Raw genomic sequence first — 24,890 nt, forward strand, 5'->3', positions numbered from 1 at the left:
AATATTTTTTACAATTAAATTAACCGTGTTTTAGCATATTGTGGGCATAATGAATCCCTAAGCCATAGCTGCCACCATGTTTTTTCATGAGATCTGTGACAGCTACATAGGTTTCCTGACGGGCCCAGTCGCGTTGTAATTCCAAAAGGTATTGTACAGCAGTGATGGGTTTTGCACCTGTATGAATCATTCGTTGCATAGCACGCTCATGCGCCTCTTGACTTACATCACCACAAGCATCGGCAATAACATAAACTTCATACCCTTCCGCGAGTGCAGATAAGGCTGGTCCAACGATACATACACCTGTCCATAGGCCGGCTAGTACCAATTTTTTCTTGCCTGTGCCTGTAATTGCTTGGTAAGCAGCCTGATCTTCCCAGGTGTTCATACTGGTCCGGTCGATATAATCTGTACTGGATTGCGGATAATATGTCTCAATTTCTGGAAAAACAGGTCCTGAAAAGCTTTCTTCCGCGACAGTAGTTACGATGGTCGGCACATTGAAAATCTTGGAAGCACCGCAGATTACGGCGACATTATTGCGGAGTTCTTCCATAGTAATACTTTTTGTGGCAAATGCCATTTGGCCTTCGAAGTCGATCAATACCAGTGCATGGTTGCTTGGCGACAATAGTTCTAGTGATGGTTTCATAAATATGTATTTTAATGTTGTTTGATAATCGTTGATATTCAAATCTTTTACCTTTTTTCTTATTGTTTTGATATTTAGTTTTCTACGGTATTTTGTTGGTTTTTAAAATTGACGATATATCGTTAATTGGTTTTTCTTGCTAAAGTAATCCGATAAATCAATGAGCAATTCATCGCTTTGACAATGCTGTTGTCCCTTAGAGATGCCCAACGCATTTGTTGTATATCCAAATTTAGGGATGTTAATTTTGCTGTTCATTGAACTAGTTTAAGAAAAACAGGGAAAGAAAAAGTGCACTAAACAATGGATATTGTGGAATCCCCTCATATTGCATGGGGTCTTTTGTTTAATCCCAAATCATATATCTATTTGGAATAAAATCATCTTAAGTAAGTTTATGCACTAATAACTTAGTTGAGATATTAGAAATTAGCTTACCGGATTATACTGATCACTTGGGGCTACAGGCGTCATGGGAACCTGGATTCGAATTCCCTTGAAATGAACGCTGTTCCGATGATTTAAAAAAAACTATAGCGATCATGAATACCAGTTTTCCCCTATAAAAGTCGACGGATATAGACTTTTATAGGAGATGAATAGCAAATATATTTTTGATTCTTTGTGTTGTGTTAGCGCCTTTCTTGGTAAACGCCAATCTCGTTCACGACAGCATGACCTTTTTCGGGTTTGATGCTAAAACGTAATTTTTGTCCCAACACTTCATTAAATCGGAAAATCTTGATACGGCCCTGTTGTACCGCTGTAACCGCGATAGGATGCCATTTTCCATCTTTCAGATAGGATAAGTTATACTGTGAAGGATTGTCTTTTCCTTCGGTAATAACAACACTATTGAAAGGTTTACTACGTTCAAAATCCAATTCATACCATACTTCACCTTTGACTGCTGGATTGGAGACCCAGGCACTACCAAAGTTATCGTCATTGGCGAAATCCATAATATTCATGTCATCGCTCCAGCTACTGTATGAAGGTACTTGTTTGGCCATATTGTGGTCGACTATAGGTGCCTGATAACTTGGTAATGAACTGTAGTTGGGTTTATTTTTGTATAATGTACCAATTGTCTTCAATGCATCAAGCGCATTTTGATCCATCAGACCATCACTATTTGGGGCTACATTGAGCATAAAGTTGCAATACGCGTTGTTGTACGGAATGACAAATTTCTCGACCAATTCATTGACGTTTTTAACTGGGGTGTTCGGAAACGATGTTTTCCAGAACCAATTTTGCTGTAAGGGAAGACAGGCCATTGCCGGCAATTTGTTATGCTCCTTAGAAATAAATTGACCCGCACCTTGTTCATAGGATTTAATATCGGTGTAAAACAACGCATCACCTGGGTATTTTGCTGAATTGAGATCCATCAACAAACATTTCGGTTGAAGTGATTTGACAAGATAATAGATGTCGTCGAAAGGAACATCATCGTACGAAATACGCGACCAAGGGGCATCCCATCCGTCAATAACCAAGGCGTCGATTTCACCATATTGCGTTAGCAATTCTGTCAACTGATCTTTGATTAATTGGATGTGGGCTTTGGTAATGGTATGTGGACGTATGCCTTGATGCATATCCAAAATGGAATAATACAGCATAACACGCAAACCATTTTTGCGGAAAGCATCCGTAAATTCTTTAACAACATCACGATGTAAAGGCGTATTCATCACATTATAATCTGTTGTTTTGGTATTCCAGATCGGAAAGCCACTGTGATGTTTGGTGGTTAGGCAACCATAGGTCATGTTGGCCGATTTGGCCGCTTTAGCCCATTGATCTGCATTGAGCTTTGGCGATTTGAACAGTTCAAGTGCGGCATTGGGATCTGACCAATCTTGTTCCATAAACGTCGGCATGCCATAATGGATAAACATACCGAATCCAAGGTTGACAAAGTCGAGCTGGCTCTGCTCGAGTACCTTCTTTGATAAACCAGATTGTGCAAATAGCGTGTTGCCCAGTAAAAGAAAAGATAGGCAGTAAAGTAGGGACTGTGAAATTTTGGACATAATTTACGAAGTTGTTATCCTGCAAAGGTAGGCCATCGTTGTGTTATTTAAGCCTAATGGAAACCTAACGAAAGCCTAATAAAAGCCTAATAGAAGTCTTGGTTCGAAAAATTGATGCTATTTTTAAACCATGCAGCGTACCGGTAAAAATTTATATCCTTGGGCATTTGGAACGAGCTTCTTGATCTTGACCGTTTTGATCGGTTTTCTAATTTTCAACACCTATAAGCTTGAAGATAAGAATTATCAGATCGGACAGCTCAATCAGATTCAGAATGCTTATGGCGCTGTTATTATGGATGATAAGATATTCCCCGGTGGGGATGCCATCTTTCAGACAACGTTAGTGCCCTGTTTGCCGATATGGTATGAAAAAAAAATCATGAAGTCCGCAGATGCAGACCAGTACGGTAAGCATTGTATGAGTCGCTTTCTTGATGAGATGCGGAGTCGGCAGTCATTGGACAGTATCTTTCGTCGGATTGTACATCAACAAGGGCTCGATACGACACTTGTTTACCTGTTCCATTTTGATAAATTGGAAATATATAATGAAAGAGACGGTACCTGGACGACTTTCTTTGCGTTAGCCGCTGATGATCGTGTAGGTTTAATCAGTGGTACACTCAAGAGCGTAACTCATAATAATAGGGTTTTTGAACTATCTGTCAGTGATAAGAACCCGATTCCTTATCGTTTTACCTATAGCCTGTATGTGGATTATGAAAATAGGAACTGGCGTATCGTCCAAGATATGGCACCTGTGTTTTTACTCTCTTTAGCATGTATCGTCGTGATTGTGCTCTTAAGTTATCGAACCTACAGCAATTGGATCAACCAACGTAAATTGGTAGACCTGAAAACAAGTTTTCTAAATCATATGCGGCATGAATTTAATACACCACTGACGACGATTTTGATCAGTGCACATAGTCTGGTCGACAGTGAAGCGGGTAAGGAAGACGTAGAGGTGGTACAACTCGGCCGCATTGTGGAAAGGCAAGCCAAACGACTCAAAGCTTATTTTGAACAGGTCATGGGAGCAGTTGCGTTACAAGAACAACAGGCTAAAATTGTATCCGTTTCTATTGATCGGTTGACACAGCAAATACTGAGTGAGCTTCATTTGCGCTACCGAGGAGAAATTGAAATTCAATATGAACCTTTAGCCGAAGATGCAGAGATAAACCTTGATGAAGACTATTATTATTCAATTTTGGATAATCTGGTATCTAATGCGATAAAATTTAACGATAATAGTAAGAAGACAATTCAGTTAAGCTGGGAGCAGCGAGGTCCTCATTGTAACCTCAAAATAGTGGATAATGGGGTTGGTATCGCCGCTGCGGATCAGGGAGCGATCTTTACAGCATTTTATAGAGGGAAACTGTCCGGCAACAAGCCTGGACTGGGACTGGGACTTTATTATGTCAAATCTTATTTGGACAGGCTGGGTTGGACAATCCATATAGCGGAAGATAAGTCTGGTTCCGGTACGATTTTTTATATTTACATGGGCAATGCGGCACGCAATGGTAAAAGACAAGTTTGACATTCTTTTGATCGAAGACGAACCCGATTTGGGGGAAGTTTTTTCGCGTTATTTGCAGTATAAGGGCTATACTGTACTTTGGGAAAGTACAGCACAAGGAGGTTGGTCTGCTTTTCAGTCCTATGCTGTCCAATTACTTATTATTGATGTGCAGTTGCCCGATGGCAACGGTTTTGACCTGGCGCAACAAATGATACAATTGAATCCTGGACAACCTATTTTCTTTTTGACAGCACTTCATGAACGTGCATCGCGGCTTAGAGGGCTTAGTCTAGGTGCTGTTGATTACATTGCTAAACCTTTTGACATGGACGAAATATTGCTTAAGATCCGCAATTTATTGACTGTGGCAAATGCACCCGAGGTGCACCCCAATTCGGAAATCGAGCTCGCTATCGGTTGTCTGGCACTCAACATGGAACGCTATAGCCTGCGCGATGGAGTGGGCGGTATACAAAAGCTCACGGTCCGTGAAGCTGAATTGCTACGACATCTGATTCTCCATAAAAATCTATTGGTCAATAAGAAAGATCTATTGCTGAAGTTTTGGGGTAATACGGATTTTTTTAATGGTAAAAGCCTAGAGGTTTTTATCTCCCGACTTCGTAAATTGCTGCAGATGGATCGCAAACTTCATATCGAAAGTATCTATGGAGCGGGTTATATTTTACACGAAAATGAAGGTAATTAACGACCTGATCTATTAAAGAAATACAATGTTATACGAAAATATTCTTAAAAATGTGTCCAAGTGCATTACTTTGACAATTGAAGAAACCAAACAGTTTACTGGTTTATTGACAACAAAGAAGATTCCTAAAAAAACGATGCTATTGGAGGAAGGGGAAGTATGCCAGTTTGAAGGATATCTTCAAAAAGGTTGTGTCAGGATTTATTACCTGGATGAAAATGGTTTTGAAGTAACGCTGGCGTTTGCTATCGAAGATTGGTGGATTAGCGATATTGCTTCATTTCATTACCATACACCATCTAGTTTATACATGGAAACATTAGAAGACAGTGAGTTCTTGATGTTAACACCAGATACGAAGGAGAGATTATTAGAGACTGTTCCAAAGTTTGAGCGAGTTTTTCGTATGTTAGTGCAACGCCGGCTTGCTGTTCTGCAAAATAGGCTGATCCATACAATGGCTAAACCTGCTGCCGATCGCTATCTTGAATTTATTGAACTATATCCGACCATTTCCCAAAGGGTACCGCAATACTATATTGCATCCTACCTAGGGGTTTCACCCGAATTTGTCAGTATTATACGTAAGCGGCTTGCTGCAAAGAAATAGTAATCAGTCCGAATGGCTCCGTAATGAAATACAAATTTTTAATGGACGAAAAGTGTCTTGATTGAACAGCAGGCTTTATTATAATTGGTGGATTTCTGTATAGCATTCTTTGCGATTTGATTTGAGCTGTGCGGCAAATATATTTTGAGCTTTTGGACAACTAGACTTTGTAAAAGGTATGAGATATTTGCTACCTTTAGACTGGGACTGATCTTAGCTATTGGTACCCATAGTCGCACAGCCGTTTAAAATAAATCGTATTGAGCATGGAAGAGAGAGATTTTGGGAATGCCTTTTTGTATTCCTGTTATGTCGAGAAAGCATTTGGGCATGAACAGTTTATTTCCGAACATGTCGTTTTTTTTCAGCTATCTGGTGAAACACACCTGGATCATCAGAAAGGAAAATTGGTGGCGACAGAAGGGCAGATTGTAGTTGCCCGTAGAAACCAATTGGCCAAAGCTTTTAAATACCCCGCAGAAAATAATGTTTACAAATCTGTTTCAGTATTACTGGGGGCTGATCGGCTGAAGCAATACGCAATGGACCATCACCTCAGTTCGGACAAAAAGTATCAGGGTGAGTCTAATGTTGTACTGGAAAGTAACCTGTTTATAAGAAGTTATTTTGAGTCATTGACACCCTATGCGGAAGCCATCGACCGTGTGAGCCCACAGATGGAAAATATCAAGATCTACGAGTTGATCACCTTGTTGTTGGAAAGCTATCCACAATTAAAAGACCTGCTTTTTGATTTTTCAGAGCCGCATAAAATTGATCTCGAGCAATTTATGGTTAAAAACTATCGGTACAATGTGCCTTTGGAAAATTTTGCGAAGCTAACAGGGCGGAGTTTAGCAAGCTTTAAACGTGATTTTGAGAAAATATTCCAGACGTCTCCCCGAAAATGGCTGCAAGAAAGACGTCTTTCTGAGGCCTATTATCTAATTGAAAATAAGCGTCAAAAGCCCTCTGATTTTTATCTTGATCTGGGCTTTGAAAACCTTTCTCATTTTTATGCCTCTTTCAAGGAGAAGTTTGGGATAACACCAGCGACCATCAATTCCGTTGCTTAAAATTATTTCCGCCACCAATAACTAGGTGTTAAAGGGGGCTGATCGAGGTCGATGACCTGACCGATCATGGGGGTAAGCAAAGGCTGTTGTTGTCGTATTGCTTCCTTGGAAATACGTTCTAGAGGTTCATTCCAGGCATGATTGGCCAATACAAACTTGGACGAATGGACAGGGAAAAGTAAGGACGCTTTGAGATCATGTGCCGCTTGGACAACCTCCTCCGGCATCATGTGTATATGTTTCCAACTGAGATCATATTGGCCATTTTCCAATATAGCCAGGTCAAAAGGACCCAATCGATTACCTATTTCTTTGAAGTGGCTGTCATAACCGCTATCCCCGCCTAAATAGAGTTTCATTGAAGGGGTCTGGAGGACGTAGGAGGCCCATAGGGTATTGGCAGAAAATATGCTGCGGCCTGAAAAATGTCTGGCGGGCGCAACTGTTACACTGAAACCATCACCCAAGTTAAATTCATCCCACCAATCTTTTTCGATGATCTGTTCAGGACGATATCCCCAATATTCAAGATGGGAGCCAACACCAAGACCAACAATGACTTTTCCAACCCGAGGTTGTAGTGCCTTAAGCGTCCTGTAATCCATGTGATCATAATGGTCATGTGATATAAATAGATAGTCAATCGGCGGTAGGGCAGATACGGTAGAGACATCGGCTCCTTTAAACGCTTTTACACTTCCCGGAATAGGGGAAGCACTGCCACTAAGGACAGGGTCGACGAGTATGTTCTTACCATCGATACGAAGGAAATAAGAGGAGTGACCAAACCAAACAAGCCCATGAGGTTGACCTAACAACTTTTCCCAGTCGATATCCACTGTTCGTATAGTATGTTTGGGACTTGTTTCGTTCGATCGCTTAAAAAAGTAATCGTATAGGGCCACGGTCCAGGGTTGTGTAAGCTGGGGTGTAGGGCTGCTATTCTGAAATTTACCGTCCCGATATTGCTTGGATAACTGTATGCGTTGAAGTCTTTCACCCGAGGGTCTTTTGCCGAATTGTGGATGCATCATATATAGTCCGATAAAAGTGATGAGAACTGTCAGTCCTAGGATTGTTATTTTCAAAAATATAAGCCATTTCTTCCTGCTGTTTCTTGTTGTCATCTGCTTGTTGTATGGCAACAAAGGTATGACTGCTGAGGCAGATTTGTTTTTGTTGACAGCTCAAATTTATGTGCTGTATGGCTCATCTAATGGTTTTTAATAGGAGCGGAATAAGCATTGTGAAAAACCTGTAGTGATGATAATTTTATTAATTTGTGCTTTTAATTGTAATTTTTATGGCAAAAGACTTTTTTATCTGAAATATTTCTTGAAATTTAGTCCTTAATTCTTTTTTCTTGAAAGTTATCGTATGTTTAGGTAAGAATAGATGAAGTGATACAAAATCGCTGAAAATAAAATCTATTGATTTGGTAGATTATAATAAGGCAATTTGTATATTTGACCAGTTTCACAATGACCTAACTTTAAAAATACTGCGGATATGGAGGTAGCAGATTTAGAAAAGCATTGGCTAGTCTCTTTGCAACAAGGTGATAGACATGTTTTTGCGGATATTTATGATTTTTACTGGAAAAGATTGTTAGGCATTGCCTATAACCTAACGAAAGACAAACAAACAGCAGAGGAAATTGTACAAGAGGTATTTGTTTCACTATGGAATAGACGTGAGGATGTGCAAATAAACTTGCTGTCCCAATATTTAGCGACAGCTGTAAAATTTGCTTCTTTTAAAGCACTGCAACGTGCCAGGCGACATGAGCAAATCCTGAACACTGCTGTCGTTCAACCTATGTTCCAGCAGGATCAGAATACAATTGATGCACGCTTTTTACAAGAATATCTTCATGAAGTTGTTGAAACACTACCTGATCGTTGTAAGCTGGTCTTTCAGCTGAGTCGCGAAGAACATTTTTCCAACCGTGAAATAGCCGCCGAACTCCAAATTTCGGAAAAGGCTGTGGAAGCAAATATTACGCGTGCCCTGAAAGTGTTGCGTATGCAATTGCGCAAGGTTGGCTTTATCTTTTTATTTTTTATTTAAAAAAAAGCAATTTGAATATAGGGGTACCCATAGTCATGTGGTACTATCATATAACGGACGATTTCATGGACAATAGTAATTTACAGCAACTAATCGACAAATACCTTCAGGGAACAATTTCTGTAGAAGAAAAAGAGCGTTTACTACTGTGGTATCGTCAGCAGCAGGAAGAGGAAAACATTTGGGAACTAGCGCCAGGAGAAACAGAGCAGCAGGTCGGTGAACGAATGAAAGCCAATATTTGGGCGCAAATGGATAATACACCTGTGCGTAAGCGTGTTTACTGGCTCTATGCGGCTGTAGCGGCGACGCTATTATTGTTTTCTTTTTCCATTTTGATGTGGAATAAATTTACTTCGAATGAACAGCAGGTGGCCTTTTCCAAATCGGAAGGATCGGCGAATCGATTTATCCTATTGCCAGATAGTTCACGGGTTGTTTTGCGGGCAGGGAGTAAACTTTCCTATCCCAATACCTTCGATGATGCAACACGTGAGGTTAGCTTGGAAGGTGAAGCATATTTTGATATTAAACATCGGAATAATCAACCTTTTATTATTCATACAGGGGAGATTAAAACAACTGTCCTGGGTACGGCATTTACAATAAAATACCCGGCTGACAGTAAGCAGATCGAAGTCCTTGTCGAACGAGGAAAAGTAAGGGTAGAAAATGAAAAGCAAGTATTTGCCGAGCTTGTGGCGGATCAGAAAATCGATCTCAAAGAATCACAGTTGAAGGGTAAGGTTGAGAAAGTAAATTCCGCATCGGCATTAAGCTGGAAAAGACAGGATATGTCTTTTGACGCTCTGGCTTTTGGTGATATCGCTAAAAATTTGGAAAAACGTTATGGAGTGGAACTACATTTTATCAATCCAGCTCTAGAAAATTGTCCCGTCAGCGGGAAATTTACCGGAAACGAAACGATCGAAGAGGTCTTGTTGAATATCTGTGCTACGCGCAATGCGACCTATCGTAAGACAGCTGATGGTCAATATGAAATACAGGGAGAGGGCTGTCAATAAAAAATGGAGTGAAAAAAACTAACATACATTAACTTAAAAATCAACGCCTAATGAAAACGAAAAAACAAACTTAACAGCAAGTGATATAGTAAAAACTCCCTGGCCGTAGGAAGCAAAACAGGGAGCTGAGCTTATTCGATTATTGACAAACAATTAAACCCAATACAAATAATGCAAAAATTCTTGTTTTTTGCAAGTGGGGATTATTTTGCCCACTTTAACCCTAAACATCGAAAAATCTTTCTATCTACCATGAAAGTAAATTTGATCGGGGGCTTGTTGCTATCCAGTTCGCTACAATTGATGGCACTGCCCGAAACGTTGGGTCAACGGATGAACACAGTGAAGATTCACATGGAATCTTCGTCTATGTCATTAAAAAAGGCTCTTCAGGAACTTGAAAATAAATCGGGGATTACTATTTTCTACCCCAGTGATCTGGTGGAGCAATATATGGCTCCTACATTGGATAGGCAATCGCGGTCTGTCGCCCAGACTTTACAGCTTATGCTTCGGCAAACCAATCTGAGTTTTAAGGAAACTTCTTTGGGGGTCGTTCTTTTTGAGGATCACGACAAACAGCGTAAGGTCAAACATGAGCGTGAACAGCCTCGCCGTATCGGCGGGATAGTCTTAGATGACCAAGGTAAGCCCATTGCCGGTGTGACTGTTCTCACCAAAAATGGAAAGGAGCAGGGGGCACCATCGGGCAATAGTACTGCAACGGATCAAAATGGACATTGGGGATTGCCTGTTACTGGACCGGTGTCTACCCTAGTCTTTTCAATGATCGGCTATGAAACACAAGAGCTTGCACTCTCCGGTAGATCCGAATTTAAGATCGTGTTAAAAACGCTTGAAAATAGGATTGAAGATGTAGTTGTCACCGGGCTTTTTGAGCGACCAAAGGAAATGTATACGGGTGCTGCGCGATCATTTACCAAAGAGCAGTTGCAAAATGTGAGCAGCGACAATGTGCTATCGGCAATCAAATCACTTGATCCATCTTTTCAAATGCCCGAGAACCTCAACTTGGGTTCTAACCCCAATGCATTACCCGAGGTCACGTTGCGCGGAGGAAATAGTCTTATCGATCCAAATAGCAGCGGAAGCAATCCTTTCAATTATTCGAATAATCCAAATACCCCCTTGTTTATTCTGGACGGTTTTGAAGTATCGTTATCCCGGATCAATGATCTCGATCTGACGCGTATCAAAAACATCGATCTGCTTAAGGATGCTACAGCAACATCTATTTATGGGTCCCGCGCGGCAAATGGTGTCGTGGTGATCGAAACGATTCGCCCAAAATCAGGCAAGCTCCAGGTCACCTATACAGGTAATATGACCTTGGAAATACCCGATCTAAAGGGGTATGATGTACTCAACGCGGCCGAAAAACTCGAGCTTGAGCGACAGATAGGCGTATACGACTACAGTTGGAATAGTACCGATCAACAGTTAAAAACTATTTATAACAACCGATTGGCTGCTGTACGTTCCGGTGTCAATACCGATTGGCTGGCACAACCGGTACGCACCGGTGTTGGGCAAAAGCATAATCTTTATCTCGAAGGAGGAAGGGAGGAAATTCAGTATGGAATCAACCTCAACTATTATAACAATGCCGGTGTAATGAAAGGATCTAGTCGCCAAACGATGACTGGAAACACATTTTTGGCCTACAGATACAAGAACCTCATCTTCAAGAATGATCTGACTTTAGTGTCTAATAAAGGTACCAATTCACCTTATGGTTCATTTCGACAATATACACAGCTAAATCCCTACTGGACCCCATATAATGCTGATGGATCTTATAAGGTATATCTCGAAGATATCCTTAATGAGGAAACTGGAAAACGCCTGACGAACTTTGATAGCTATGACAATCTCACTGGTTATGTGGGCAGACCGGTAAATCCGCTATATGACGCGGCATTGAACTTAGTTGATCAGACAAATTACCATAGTATAATCAATAATTTTGCCTTGGAATGGCAGGCGTACAGCTGGTTAAAATTAAAGGGAACTTTTGCTTACCTCTATCAAGCCGACGAATCAGATCGCTTCTTGCCTGCACAACATTCATCCTTTACCAATGTAGCAACCTTTGAAAAGGGTTCTTACACAAAAGGTTATGGTAAAAATCAACGTTATGAGGGTATATTCTCTGCCAATTTCAATAAAACCTTTGACAAGAATTTGATTTTCGCAACGTTGGGTGCGAATATTAGTCAGGAAAACAATCATACTGAAACGTTCAAAGTGGTTGGTTTTCCAAATGCGAGCATGGACAACATGAGTCAGGGACTTCAGTTTGCAACCGGTACAAAACCAGAAGGAACGGAGAATATCAAACGTTTGGCAGGTCTGTTTTCTAACCTTTCTTTTGCGCACGATAACCGCTACTTATTAGATTTTTCGTTTCGCCTAGATGGATCTTCCCAATTTGGTAGTGACAATAGATTTGCACCATTCTGGTCCGCAGGGGCTGGGTGGAACTTGCATAAAGAACATTTTCTAGTACAAGCCAAAGGAATAGACCGGCTTAAACTGCGCTATTCTTTCGGTTACACGGGATCACAAAATTTTGATTCTTTCTATGGTAAAACAACCTCCCAGTATTTCAATTCCACAGACTACCGTGGGATGATCGGGACTAATTTACTCGGATTTGGAAATAACGCTTTGGCTTGGCAAAAGACACAGAAGAATAATATAGGATTGGATTTGACACTTTTCAAGCGTTTTGATCTCACAGCGAACTATTATATCGAAAAAACGGAAGGTTCTATCGCGAGCATATCCACAGCGCCATCGACTGGGTTTGACCAATATAAAGAAAATATGGGCGATCTCGAGGCGAAAGGCTGGGAACTTTACACCCGTTACAATATTTTGGCAAACAGTGCCAACCGGAATAACTGGTCTGTTTTTGTTAACCTCTTTTCGGTCAAGACCAAGATTACCAAAGTCTCCAATACCATTGCTGCACTAAATAAATCGGCCAATGAGAAGCTATCTTCTCTTCCGATTACCCGTTATGCAGAAGGACAATCGCAAACGGCGATCTGGGCGGTACCGTCGCTAGGGATAGATCCCGCATCGGGTTATGAGATTTTTAGAACAAGGGATGGCAAATTGACCAATACATACAATCCACTGGATCAGGTAATCGTTGGAGACTCGCGCAGTGATGTAGAGGGTACTTTCGGAACCAATTTCGAATACAATGGAATTGGTTTTAATGCATTTTTCCGATTTAGGCTGGGTGGACAGGCTTATAACCAAACACTCGCAGATCGGGTAGAAAATGTCAATGCACGTCTTTACAATGTGGATAGAAGAGTTGCCGAGGAGCGATGGATGAAACAAGGAGATCATGTATTCTATAAGGGATTGATCGATGCCGATGGCTATGCGATCAGTACGCCTACCTACGCAACTTCCCGATTTGTGCAAAATGACAATTTACTTTCCCTGGAAAGTGTTTCGGTCTTCTATCGTTTCAAAGATCAATTGACCAAACGCTGGCGGATGAGCAATACTAAAATATCGCTTTATTCCAATGATGTTTTTCGCATGTCTTCGATACGTCGGGAACGTGGCCTTGACTATCCTTTTGCACGCTCATTTACACTTCAATTATCCACCAGTTTTTAAAAGCAACACAGATGAAAATCATTTACAACAACAAGGCTTATAGTGTATTGCTTATGATAGGACTGGGTATTTTAACTCAATCCTGCAACAAATGGCTAGATGTACAGCCCAGTACACAAACAACCGAAGAAAAGCAGTTTTCGTCCGAACAGGGATATAAGGATGCTCTGATCGGAATCTATCAGAAAATGGCGCAGGCAAACAGTTATGGTAAAGAGCTTAGCTATGGATGTCTGGATGTGCTGGCACAGCTCTATCAGAGTAAATCCAATGCCAATACCGATACCTACGGGCAAATGGCAAGATATAATTATACTGATGCTACAGTTAAATCTACATTGAGTAGCTTATGGACGACACAATACAGTACCATCGCTCAGGCCAATTACATCCTCAAAGATATTGATGCCGATAAAGGACTTTTTACCGGAGTAAATTATCAGCTAGTTAAAGGTGAGGCTTTGGCGACCCGGGCGCTACTTCATTTTGATCTGCTGCGTCTTTTTGCTGCGTCACCAGTAGGAAGTCCTACGGAGGATAGTCCAAGCATCCCGTATATGACCGCATTTACGGTCAACCCGGGCAAGGTTCTCCCGCGAACCGAAGTACTTGCCTTATTGGAGAAAGATCTGAAAGAGGCAGAAGCATTATTGGCCGTATATCCGACAATAGACCAGATTAAAGATAATGCTGCGAATACCTCTTTGGAGGTCTTTACCATGTTTCGTCAAAACCGACTGAATGTTTGGGCTGTTAAAGCCCTGCTGGCAAGGATCTATCTGTATCGGGGCGATAAGGTCAATGCGCTTAAATATGCCAAAGAAGTAATCGATAGCCAAAAGTTTGAATTTGTGAACGGCAATACCAACACCGTGAATGCAGCAAGTACCACTTCCAATGCGATTTTTAGCACGGAGCATATCTTTTCGATTTACAAATCCAACCTAAAAGAGCTATCGGACCGTTATTTCAAAACAGAAGCGGGCGCTCCTGAAAATGAGGATTTATTTACCACATTGACCAACCTCAATAGCTGGTATGAGATCGCTGTTGCCGGACATGCCATTGATATCCGTGGGCCACAAGCTTCAAACAGCCGTTGGAATCAATTTAATGCCACAACAGTTTATAATACGAAGTATTATGTCGGCAACAATGTGACAAATGTTAATCAAAAGCTGGTTCCTGTGATTAAGCTTTCGGAGATGTATTATATTGCTGCAGAGGCGAGTGAAACGTTGGAGCAAGCACTGAGCTACCTCAATAAAGTGCGTACAGCACGTTTGATACCGACTTTATCTGCGAGTACCATCAGTACGCCTACATTGCTAGAAGGTGAATTATTTAAAGAATATCGCAAAGACTTTTATGCTGAAGGGCAATTGTGGTACTACTATAAGCGCAAAAACTACAGCACACTACAAAATACCGTTGGGGGTACTATGGATAATAGCAAATATGTTTTCCCCTTACCGGACAATGAAATTGAATTTGGCCTGAACTAGACAGCATGATGAAAAGATTACTCACCTTTATTGGAGCATGTGCTGCTCTGCTGTTCACTTTACTCGGATGTAAGGAGGACAATAAATTGATGTTCGATGACAGTGATCCCAAAGTTTACATCGATAAGCGTTATGCAGGGACACGGGTAGATAGCGTAAACTATAGCTTTGCCTTTCAATCGAAAGATATCCTTACAGATACCGTTCAAATTCCACTTCGGATTATTGGCTTGCCCCGCAATATTGATCGTCCCGTAGCCATTGCACTGACAGCAGGTTCTACAGCAAAAGAAGGTTATCACTTTAAGCTTGAGCATGCTGTAATTCCGGCCAATGCATCCGATGGTCTTGTGGACGTCATATTTTTTAGACGTGCAGGGCTCAAGGATAGCGTTGTTACGGCTGAATTAAAAATTATAGCAAATGCTGATTTTAAACCTGGATATAACGATAAGGCCGTATCTGCAGTGCTCGACCGATTGACCTGGCGTTTCACCTTAACCGATAAACTGGAAAAACCAAGCATTTGGGATTCCTATTGGAAAAATCTGTTTGGAGACTATTCCAATACGAAGATCCTGTTTTTGACACAGTTGCTCGATTATACTAATTGGAACCAGGGAGGATTGTTTCCACAGGATAGCAATCGGATGCTGGCTCAGGCACGATTAGGTATTTACGAATATGAAAAGGCCAACGGCCCGATGTTCGATGAAAATGGTAACAGGGTGATTATTCCCTAACTGAAATATTATGAAAAAAATAAAATTATATCAGCTATTATACCTGACTCTGATAGCACTGTTAAATTTCTCCTGTGCAAAAGATGAGGGTAACTACAGTTATACTGTGCTGGATAAGGTTAGTTTTCCTGAAGAAAAGAGTGACACGACAATCTTTATCCAACAGGGGAAGGCTTTGACGCTTTCACCACAGGTTACATACGATGGGGATGCGAATGACCTTTCCTATGAATGGTTTGTCTACCTTAATTCGGCAAGTGCAAGTTATGTACAGGACAGTACTTTGATTGCTAAAACAAAAGCGCTGAATTATACGGTTTCTCCAGATACTTTTGTACTGGGTGAAAATTACAAATTGACTTATAAAGTGACGAATAACAAAACCGGAATCGCTGTATTTCGTTTCTATCAGCTTGCGGTTCAGGATTTATTTACGCAAGGCTGGATCTTTTTGGAAGACCGCAATGGAAAAGCTGATCTTTCCATGATTTTGCGAAACGGTACATTATACCATGATATCTATAGTGGAAGGAATGCAAATTACCCTATTGCTAATCCCAAAAGCTTTAGCATATCGCCCCAATCCATCTCAGATGGAGTGGCACAGGATGGTAAGAAATTCTATATCGTTGGGGCCAATGATGCCATTGAATTGGATGGCAATACCATGAAGAAACGTTTTGACTATGCGTATCTATTTTTCCAAGCTCCAGCAACGATCAAACCTGAGTATATTGCTTGGGGTGGAGCTGGGGGTAACAATCTTGGACTTTTGATTAACGACGGTAAACTGTATCCCAATATGGTCGGTGGATTTCCCGGAGCCAAAAAATTTGGAGCTGAAATGAAGTCTTCAACGCATGAATACACGTATAATCTAGCCGCGCAACATATATCGGGTGCCAATTATTCGGATACCTACAATGTCTTTGTATTTGATCGGTTGAATAGGTGTTTTTATGCAGTTACTTCCAGCAACCTCAATGCTTTTGATGCAGCTTCACAGAATACGGCACTCTTTGACATGAATAACGTAGGCATGGATCTGATTAAACTGGATTCCTCCAATGTAAGTACTGTCCGCAATGCAATTATGCGCACGACAGATGGTTCTGAAGCCTATTTGCTGCAATTTCGAACCACGCGAACCGCTGCTGAGCCAACTATAAATGTGGCCAAACAACACTTGGACGCTCCAGGTTTGACCAAAGCAGCCGATCTCAGCTGTTCTACTTTATCTCCACATATCTTTTATGTAGCCGATGCAAAGCTCTATCGGTATGAGGTGACCTCTAATAGTTATACCGTGGAATATCAACTGCCGACGAATGAAACTGTCAGCAAAATAAAATTTGAACGGCATGGCTATGGTCAGGGCTTGCCGCGGTTGATTGTGGCGACTTGGAATGGGACAGAAGGAAAAGTCTACTATTTTAAAGTGAGCGCGACAGGCGCCATCCAGTCACTGGATAAGACCTTCACGGGGTTTGGGAAAATCATTGACTTAGCATATAAATACTAATTACACAACAGACTAACATGAAATTTAAATTGATGATAGGCCTTTTGTTGGCCTCGGGAACAGTGCTTGCCCAACAAGTGGACCGTACTAAAATGGAACGTTATTACCAGATTGCCAATGGTGGAAATGCCGAAAGGAAAGACTCCTTGGCAAATGCCTTATTTGCTGAATCAAAAAAATATAATTCAGAAGATGAATACCGTACGGCAATCAATGTCCTACGAACACTGGAAAAGGAAGACAAACAGCTTGCTTTGGAGAAAATTGCGACTAAAAAATATCCGAAAGGGAAGATTACACGGGAAGCATTTGTGACAAATGTGTTCTACAAAGCAGAAGAAACTGCGGCTAAAGAAAAGGCTTACCTAGAGTTGATAAAAAAATGGCCAGTGGCTAATTTTCCTGGTGATGAACTAACCTATGATTATGTATTGGGATCTTTGGCGACTTCTTTTGCAAAAGACGGTAACGCTAAAAAAGCAACGTATTATTTAGGTGAAATGAAAGAGCGTTTCTGGCGAGGAAATGGTTATTTGCCAACGGGACAAGCGTTATTAGCTGCTGGAGATACAGCCGCTGCCGCGCCAATTTTTAAGACCGCAATGGATGATGCTTATTACTATATCAGTTTGCCGGAAGAACAGAAAGATAATAAAGCCAGATTTGCCTCCATGGGCTATGCCAGCGCGATGTCGGCTTACGTCAATATTTTAGTTGGACAAGGAAAATATCGGGAGGCACTTGACTATATTGATAAGGCTTTGGTAGCAGCACCTGAACAAGCCGATGGGTTGGCGAAAGTGCATGCAAAAGCGCTATTAGGCGTCAACCGCAAGCTTGAAGCCTATAATATCTTATCTAGGCTCTACGCCAAAGGTCAATTTGAGACAGAGGCCGAGTTGAAGAAATTGTACGGCGAACTCAATGGTACTTTAGCAGGTTATGAGCAATATAATGCCACTCTTAAGGAAGAGCTTGTTAAAAATATTCGTGAACACATCAAAGGAAATGAGGTTTTCAAGAAGGCACCTGATTTTGAATTGTTAAACTTGAAAGGTGATAAAGTCAGCTTGGCTAGCCTCAAAGGAAAAGTTGTCGTACTCGACTTTTGGGCAACCTGGTGTCAGCCCTGTGTACGTTCGTTTCCAGGAATGAAAGCAGCGCAGGAGCTCTATGCGAATGATAAAGATGTACAATTTATTTTTGTGAATACCTGGGAACGCGATAAAAATTACAAAGAGAATGTTGCGAAGTTTATCGACAAAAATCAATATCCTTTTGAGGTGATTTTTGATGATCAGAAAGATCCGGAAACAGGAAAAGTGTTGGCGGGTAAATTGGGTATAAACGGTATTCCTTCCAAATTTATTTTGGATAAGGACGGTAATATTCGCTATATGCTAACAGGATCGACCCCTAATGTTGATTACATTAAGTTAGAAATGCGTGAGCTGATCGAATCCGCAAAAAAAGAGAAAAAAGGATAAACAAACAAAGCCCCGATATGTATTGTCGGGGCTTCGTTGTGATAAATCACCAAGCAGCCCTCCTTAATCCATCAGCTTAATTTGATCGGGATAGGGGATCTGCTGTCCCGTAGCTTTGTAGGTCGGCAACTGTGCCCTCCAGGTCCGGAGCTGATCCGAAAGTAATTTGCTGAGTTCGCTGGTTTTACCCGTCATTTTTGGGGCAAGGTTGTTGAGCTCACCGATATCTTGCTGCAGGTTGTAAAGTTCAAGCTTTCCATTTTTCATGTCGTAAAGCAACTTATAATCACCTTGTCTTATTGCCGAGAAAAAGTTAATTCCAGGGCCGTCTGGCACGGTCCACTTGTTGGGGATATTCCATACCAATGGACGGCTGTTCCAATTGTCGGACCTATTGCCTTCCATTAATGGCAAAAGATTTTTTCCATCTGGTTTTTCCTGTACGAGCTGATAGTGCTCTATTTTGGCTAAGCTGAGAATTGTTGGAAAGAGATCTTCGACCATAACAGGGCTAGCTTCTGTACTTGCAGGATGTTTCTTGGCCTGTTTGATTAACAGCGGAACCCGGATTCCTCCTTCGTAAACCGACCCTTTACCGGCTTTTAAAGGGAGGTTCTGTGTATGGCTTGGTCCGGTGCGCATCGGGCTGAGGCTAAGTCCGCCATTGTCGCTCAGGAAAATAATGACGGTATTATCGTACAGGTTTTTGTCTTTGAGAAATTGTACGATATCACCCATACTTTTATCATAACCTTCGACCAGAGACGCATAAGCAGCTTCAGTAGAATCTAAGCCACGGTCGAGGTATTTTTGTACAAAACGTGGATCTGGTTGGATCGGGACATGCACCGCATAGTTGGAAAAATGAAGAAAAAAAGGTTCTTTACGGCGTATAGGTTCTTCGAGTGCCTTGAGGGCTTCCCGAGTCAGCGCTTCGGTTAGGAATGTCGAAGTACCATGATATTCCATCAAATCAGGCACAGCTTGATAACTGGCTTTACCAGGCATATTACCGTAATTCTGCTCGCCATAATAGTTTTGGGGGTGCCCAGCGGAGTGGCCTGCAATATTGACCATAAAGCCCAAATTCAACGGACTGGCACCAGGTGTTCCGGCAGATCCCCAATGTGCTTTGCCCACATGAATGGTATAGTAACCATTGGCCTTGAGGATGCTTGGAAATGGAGTGGCATATATCGTATGTGGTATATTGGGCACAGGGCTTAGTCCGTTAATATTCCAATCTGGTGGATTCAACAATTCATCTTTGCTATCTGTTGGTGTGTCAGCCTTGGGATGGGTCCAATTGGTGACACGATGATGAGCTGCATTTAAACCGGTCAGAAAACTCACTCGGGAAGGTGTGCACACCGGGGTTGCATAGGCATTGGTAAATTTAATGGCTTCTTTGGCCAATGTTTCCAGATAGGGGGTATGAAACTTTTCGTTGATTGGTGTTTTGACCTTGTAAAATGGTTCGGACATGTCCTGCCAACCAAGATCATCTACAAAAAACACGACAATATTGGGGCGTTCTGTTGTGGATACCGATTGATGCTTTTGCTTAATTTTAGTTCGGTTGACTGTTTGCGCATGGCCTCCTACATACATGCCCATAAATACTACCGCAAGGGTGAATGATAAATTGTTTTTGTGAAATAACATAAGGACAGCTTATAGTTTAAATATCGGGACTTATTATTGATCCAACCTTTGGAAATCACTTTGTTTACCATTTACAGTATTGTTGGAAACGCTACTATTTGCGACACGTTCAAAAAATAAGGGCTTTTTATTCCAATGAAATGCAGGATATTCCTTATTGGTCTTGATTTGGTTGTTGCGGAAGACCAATCCATCGACCGATTTGGCATAAAGAATAGGCTTATCGAAGGTTTCAAAGTGGTTGTCCTCGATGATGATGTGGCTATGGAAGTATTTCTGCTGATTTTTTAAATCCGGAATTTCTGGATAGATCGATATAATCGCATTGGTAAATTGGAACATATTGGTCAAGGCATTGATAAACGTATTTTTTCGGATGCGAATATCGTGGCAGCTGCCAGTTTCATACCAACCATTGGCATCGCCACACAGGAGAATAGCGGTACCTGAAGTATGATCAAACAGGTTGTTTTCTACCAGGGTCTTTTTTGGCGTACTGAATAAAGCGCCCCGGGCTCTATTGTGACGAATGGTATTGCCGCTAAATAGTACACTGGGAGTCCATGTGAGGTTTTCGATGCCAATATCCATTTTTGTTGGGTCAATAGCTGGATCCAAAGCAGTACTTAAGGTGATTTTGAATTCGCGGATTGGATCTGAGGTTTTCTCGCGTAAAACGCTAATGGATTGGATCTTATTTTTTTGGTCCCAGAGCTCCATGGTACTGGATCGTATAAATTGGACAGTATCCCCTTTGTAACCCCAGTCAAATCCGTAGGATTGATCGTGCATGTAACGGCCAATCAAAGTTTTGTCATCCAGTCGTTTGGTGATCTTGAGGTAAGTGCCGTGGATGTTGATGGCATCATCCATCATATTTTCGTAGAGCCCATTCTTCGAGACAATGACTCCCTTGCAGCCCGAAAAATGTGTAGCATCAGCCTGCGCTGTAAAATAACGTGGATCCTGATCGTTGCGAAGAGCAATTCGGAAATCTTCTAAGGTGATATTGTCCGTTAATTGAGCTAACAAGCCCATGCCTTCGGCATAATGGACGGAGATATTTTCTAGTCGTATATTTTTTCCTTTATGGACAAACACGCCCGGGCTGGGACGAAATCCAGCGCGCATGGCAACGACAGTGCCCGGTATAAGTTTGTTGTTCTTCCATTGCTGAGCTTGTATTACGCCCGGAGAAAGTTCCTTTACTTTGCTGGTGCCAACACGAATGTCGCTGGTATTATAAACAATACGCTTGGTCTTTTCTTCAAAGGCAATACCGGATGTTGGTTTTAATTCCCAACCTTCACCGGTATTGTAAAATATACTGTCCTTAATTTTGTAAGTTACCCAGGGAGCAGTCTGATACGTGATTGTACCGTTGATGCTATCATTTTGTAGGATCTTAACCTGGCAGATCTGAGGACGCTCAAAATCGATGTGGATATTTTTCAGCGTTAAGTTCTTGTTTTCAATCAATGCAATAGGCAGCATCCTGCCATGATAAATAAAATCTGAACCCTGTCCATCGATTGTGATGTTATCGCAATTTTCAAATGCCATGCCTACCGTCTTGGGGTTGTCCTGATCGTGATTGGAAATGTAGTATTCGCGGACTAGCGCTCCTTCTGGATGAAAGTCATAGCGCCCCTTTTTGAATTTTAAAATAATAGGTTCTTTCTTGCCAATCTTGCTGAGAATAGACTGAATGGCCTTATTGACCAATGCAGTGCTGTTGTTGCCTGTATTTGGAAGCACGCCATAGTTTGACAGATCGATGATCTTTGGATTAAGCTGTGCCTGGCTGTGCATGTGAAAAAAAATAGAGATAATGATTAGCAGGTAGGATTTTAGGATATTCATGATAATCACATTAGAATAAATTGGTGTATGTTGTGCTTTTCCTTGTCGGATTAGGCTTGTCGAAGATAGGTAATATCCCTCAACATAGCAATTATGGTGCTGAGCGTAGCGATATTTTTACGTGTTTTATCAATCGACATTTATCCTAAAGTTTACAGGTAAATGGTACGCTTTCTACCATAACAGTGAATTGTCACAAAAAAATGGCGAATTCAACGATTGGCTTCGTTCCATCTGCGTAGACCGCTTGGAGTTCAATAAGGACGGCAGTATCAAGAAGGTAAAGCAGACTGGTGTACTGACAGGCCCCAAATAATCGATGGACACGAAGACGATATGTTGCCAAAAAAAATTAACTTTAAGGGCGGAACAACTGTTTCGCCCTTAAACCATCGAACACTTAATTGTTTAAAATGCTAACGAAGAATATCAAACGTAAAACCAATACATTGTTAGGCACAATATGTTGCTGTTCTCTTCTTTCGGTCAGTATGCTAAAAGGTTTTTCCCAAGCTAGAATGACGAAAGATTATGTTGATTATGTTAATCCATACATGGGAAACATCAGTCATTTATTGGTACCGACCTACCCAACGGTTCACTTGCCAAACAGCCTTTTGCGCGTTTATCCTGAGCGGGGAGACTATACTTCAGATCGTCTGTTTGGTCTGCCGCTTATCGTTACCAGCCATCGTGGAAGATCGGCTTTCAACCTTAGCCCAATGGTAAAATTGCCAAGCGGTTTGAAACCGGTACAATTGTACAGTTACGATCAGGAGGAAATTCATCCGTATGCGTATTCCGTGTTATTGGATCAAGAGAATATTCAGGTAGACTATGCGTTGTCGCATCAGTCGGGGATGTATACCTTTACTTTTCCGGGAACTTCGACAAAATACCTGCAGTTCAACTCACAGGAGGGGAAACTTCAATGGGACGGTCAGGGACTTTCGGGTATGCAGGATATTGGTAATGGCACGCATGTGTATATTTATGCCCTTCCCGAATCCAAACCTGTTGCTGTGAAGCGACTGCAAGGCCAACAACTGGAAAATGCCACCGAAGCTGCTGGTAAGAATTCTTGTCTGGTACTGGAGTTTAATCAAGCAGGAACTAGCTTGCGCATGAAATATGGCGTTTCATTTATTGATGCGGCACAAGCAAAAGCCAATTTGAAGCGTGAAATCAGCGACTTTGACCAAAAGAAGCTGGCGGATAAAGGACGTAAAATATGGAACGATGCTTTAGGTAAAATTGCTGTGGAAGGCGACAATGAGTCCAATAAGCATGTGTTTTATACGTCTTTATACCGCACTTACGAAAGGCCTGTCAACATTTCTGAAGATGGTCGTTATTACAGTGCGTTCGACGGAAAGGTACATCAGGACGAAGGTAAACCTTTTTTTACAGATGACTGGATCTGGGACTCCTACCGTGCACATCATCCATTGCGGGTACTCTTGGATCCCAACATAGAGTCCATGATCCTCAATTCTTTTGTCCGGATGTCCGAGCAAATGGAGCAGCCATGGTTGCCTACTTTCCCTGAGATTACCGGCGATAGTAGACGGATGAATTCCAATCATGGTGTAGCAACTTTGTTGGATGCTTACCGCAAAGGAGTGCGCAATTTTGATATTAAGAAAGCTTATCTGGCGGCAAAAGGTGCAATTACAGAAAAGACGCTGGCTCCGTGGTCGGGTAAAGCCGCAGGAAAATTAGACGAATTTTTTAAGGAGAAAGGCTATATTCCAGCATTGTACCCAGGTGAAAAAGAAACGATACCAGAAGTAAATGGTTTTGAACGGAGACAACCTGTCGCTGTAACCTTGGGCACTTCTTACGACTTATGGTGCTTGGCACAGCTTGCTCAAGAATTGGGCATCCAGACTGACTATGATCTCTTTATGAAGCAATCTTTCAATTATAGAAATCTTTTCAATGAACAGACCAAATTTTTTCATCCCAAAGATGACAAGGGAAATTTTATCATGCCTTTTGATTATGTGTTTTCTGGCGGACAGGGAGCGCGAGAGTATTACGGTGAAAACAATGCTTGGATCTATCGTTGGGATGTACAACATAATATTCCGGATCTGATCAAATTGATGGGTGGGAATGAATTGTTTGTCAAGTATCTCGATGAGATGTTCCAGCAGCCTTTGGGTCGGTCAAAATTTGATTTTTATGCGCAGCTTCCAGATCATACAGGTAATGTTGGGCAATTTTCCATGGCGAATGAGCCGGCTTTGCATATTCCTTATCTCTATAATTATGCTGGACAACCCTGGATGACACAGAAACGGATACATAAATTGATCGGTGAGTGGTTTAGAAACGACCTAATGGGTGTGCCGGGTGATGAAGACGGTGGAGGTATGTCGGCTTTTGTGGTATTTTCCCAAATGGGTTTCTACCCTGTAACACCGGGTTTGACTTCCTATAGCATTGGATCTCCATTTTTCCAGAAGGTGAGTATACAGCTTCCTAATGGTAAATCTTTTGTTATCATCGGCAAGAATGCATCTGCAAAAAATAAATATATTCAGTCTGCGAAGTTAAATGGACAGGCACTGAACCTTCCACAGTTGACCCATGCCGATGTGCTGAAAGGTGGCACATTGGAATTTGTGATGGGGGATAGCGCAAATCGAAATTGGGGGAACTAACCAAGTTTGCTAACGAGCATGCGCGTAGCAGCACGTGAAAAATTAAAAA

Annotated in this window: 19 protein-coding genes; 13 read left to right on the forward strand and 6 right to left on the reverse strand. The window is 41.6% G+C overall.

The window, feature by feature from the left end; translation table 11 throughout:
- Nucleotides 1-19: 19 nt before the first annotated feature.
- The 3 genes from AAH582_RS07015 to AAH582_RS07025 form a co-directional block, all read right to left on the reverse strand.
- On the reverse strand, nucleotides 20-655 hold the full coding sequence (locus AAH582_RS07015; protein ID WP_046674278.1) for a hydrolase: 636 nt from the start codon (nucleotides 653-655) through the stop codon (nucleotides 20-22).
- 102 nt (nucleotides 656-757) lie between these two features.
- The gene (locus AAH582_RS07020) at nucleotides 758-913 is read right to left on the reverse strand and encodes a hypothetical protein (RefSeq protein ID WP_156167652.1); all 156 of its coding nucleotides are present in this window, start codon (nucleotides 911-913) and stop codon (nucleotides 758-760) included.
- Between the two features lie 374 nt (nucleotides 914-1,287).
- Nucleotides 1,288-2,697 (reverse strand): alpha-L-fucosidase, encoded by a 1,410-nt coding sequence (locus AAH582_RS07025; protein WP_343321671.1) that lies wholly within the window; start codon nucleotides 2,695-2,697, stop codon nucleotides 1,288-1,290.
- Nucleotides 2,698-2,827: 130 nt separating this feature from the next.
- Here AAH582_RS07025 and AAH582_RS07030 point away from each other — a divergent pair, with 130 nt between their 5' ends.
- The 4 genes from AAH582_RS07030 to AAH582_RS07045 all read left to right on the forward strand — a co-directional run bounded on the left by AAH582_RS07030 (nucleotide 2,828) and on the right by AAH582_RS07045 (nucleotide 6,626).
- Entirely contained in the window at nucleotides 2,828-4,249 is a 1,422-nt protein-coding gene (locus AAH582_RS07030) for a sensor histidine kinase (RefSeq protein ID WP_343321672.1), read from the forward strand.
- On the forward strand, nucleotides 4,218-4,940 hold the full coding sequence (locus tag AAH582_RS07035; RefSeq protein ID WP_084823184.1) for a response regulator: 723 nt from the start codon (nucleotides 4,218-4,220) through the stop codon (nucleotides 4,938-4,940). Before AAH582_RS07030 ends, AAH582_RS07035 begins: the two co-directional genes overlap by 32 nt.
- A 25-nt stretch (nucleotides 4,941-4,965) precedes the next feature.
- Nucleotides 4,966-5,550: a Crp/Fnr family transcriptional regulator gene (locus tag AAH582_RS07040; protein ID WP_046674275.1), complete on the forward strand. Its 585-nt coding sequence runs from the start codon at nucleotides 4,966-4,968 to the stop codon at nucleotides 5,548-5,550.
- A 266-nt stretch (nucleotides 5,551-5,816) separates the two neighbouring features.
- On the forward strand, nucleotides 5,817-6,626 hold the full coding sequence (locus AAH582_RS07045) for a helix-turn-helix domain-containing protein (protein ID WP_046674274.1): 810 nt from the start codon (nucleotides 5,817-5,819) through the stop codon (nucleotides 6,624-6,626).
- A gap of 2 nt (nucleotides 6,627-6,628) precedes the next feature.
- Here the strand turns inward: AAH582_RS07045 and AAH582_RS07050 are convergent, their stop codons facing one another.
- On the reverse strand, nucleotides 6,629-7,660 hold the full coding sequence (locus AAH582_RS07050; RefSeq protein WP_343321673.1) for an MBL fold metallo-hydrolase: 1,032 nt from the start codon (nucleotides 7,658-7,660) through the stop codon (nucleotides 6,629-6,631).
- 475 nt (nucleotides 7,661-8,135) lie between these two features.
- Here AAH582_RS07050 and AAH582_RS07055 point away from each other — a divergent pair, with 475 nt between their 5' ends.
- From AAH582_RS07055 to AAH582_RS07085, 7 genes are all read left to right on the forward strand, one after another.
- Entirely contained in the window at nucleotides 8,136-8,696 is a 561-nt protein-coding gene (locus AAH582_RS07055) for an RNA polymerase sigma-70 factor (RefSeq protein WP_046674272.1), read from the forward strand.
- A gap of 65 nt (nucleotides 8,697-8,761) precedes the next feature.
- Entirely contained in the window at nucleotides 8,762-9,721 is a 960-nt protein-coding gene (locus tag AAH582_RS07060) for a FecR family protein (protein ID WP_343321674.1), read from the forward strand.
- A 252-nt stretch (nucleotides 9,722-9,973) separates the two neighbouring features.
- Nucleotides 9,974-13,387 (forward strand): SusC/RagA family TonB-linked outer membrane protein, encoded by a 3,414-nt coding sequence (locus tag AAH582_RS07065; protein WP_343321675.1) that lies wholly within the window; start codon nucleotides 9,974-9,976, stop codon nucleotides 13,385-13,387.
- Nucleotides 13,388-13,398: 11 nt separating this feature from the next.
- Nucleotides 13,399-14,892, forward strand: a complete 1,494-nt coding sequence (locus AAH582_RS07070) for a RagB/SusD family nutrient uptake outer membrane protein (RefSeq protein ID WP_343321676.1) — start codon at nucleotides 13,399-13,401, stop codon at nucleotides 14,890-14,892.
- A gap of 5 nt (nucleotides 14,893-14,897) precedes the next feature.
- On the forward strand, nucleotides 14,898-15,635 hold the full coding sequence (locus AAH582_RS07075; RefSeq protein WP_343321677.1) for a DUF4843 domain-containing protein: 738 nt from the start codon (nucleotides 14,898-14,900) through the stop codon (nucleotides 15,633-15,635).
- A 10-nt stretch (nucleotides 15,636-15,645) separates the two neighbouring features.
- On the forward strand, nucleotides 15,646-17,157 hold the full coding sequence (locus AAH582_RS07080) for a PKD-like family lipoprotein (protein ID WP_343321678.1): 1,512 nt from the start codon (nucleotides 15,646-15,648) through the stop codon (nucleotides 17,155-17,157).
- 17 nt (nucleotides 17,158-17,174) lie between these two features.
- The gene (locus AAH582_RS07085; protein WP_343321679.1) at nucleotides 17,175-18,644 is read left to right on the forward strand and encodes a TlpA family protein disulfide reductase; all 1,470 of its coding nucleotides are present in this window, start codon (nucleotides 17,175-17,177) and stop codon (nucleotides 18,642-18,644) included.
- Nucleotides 18,645-18,707: 63 nt separating this feature from the next.
- Here the strand turns inward: AAH582_RS07085 and AAH582_RS07090 are convergent, their stop codons facing one another.
- Together AAH582_RS07090 and AAH582_RS07095 are read right to left on the reverse strand one after the other, a co-directional pair.
- The gene (locus AAH582_RS07090) at nucleotides 18,708-20,309 is read right to left on the reverse strand and encodes a sulfatase (protein WP_343321680.1); all 1,602 of its coding nucleotides are present in this window, start codon (nucleotides 20,307-20,309) and stop codon (nucleotides 18,708-18,710) included.
- Nucleotides 20,310-20,342: 33 nt separating this feature from the next.
- Nucleotides 20,343-22,172 carry a right-handed parallel beta-helix repeat-containing protein gene (locus tag AAH582_RS07095; RefSeq protein ID WP_343321681.1) on the reverse strand — a complete coding sequence of 610 codons (1,830 nt, stop codon included), beginning with the start codon at nucleotides 22,170-22,172 and terminating at the stop codon, nucleotides 20,343-20,345.
- 121 nt (nucleotides 22,173-22,293) lie between these two features.
- Here AAH582_RS07095 and AAH582_RS07100 point away from each other — a divergent pair, with 121 nt between their 5' ends.
- On the forward strand, nucleotides 22,294-22,488 hold the full coding sequence (locus AAH582_RS07100; protein WP_343321682.1) for a hypothetical protein: 195 nt from the start codon (nucleotides 22,294-22,296) through the stop codon (nucleotides 22,486-22,488).
- A 97-nt stretch (nucleotides 22,489-22,585) separates the two neighbouring features.
- Nucleotides 22,586-24,841, forward strand: a complete 2,256-nt coding sequence (locus tag AAH582_RS07105; RefSeq protein WP_343321683.1) for a GH92 family glycosyl hydrolase — start codon at nucleotides 22,586-22,588, stop codon at nucleotides 24,839-24,841.
- The last annotated feature ends 49 nt before the right edge of the window (nucleotides 24,842-24,890 follow it).

The organism is Sphingobacterium multivorum (assembly GCF_039511225.1).
In the GTDB taxonomy this organism is placed as follows: domain Bacteria; phylum Bacteroidota; class Bacteroidia; order Sphingobacteriales; family Sphingobacteriaceae; genus Sphingobacterium.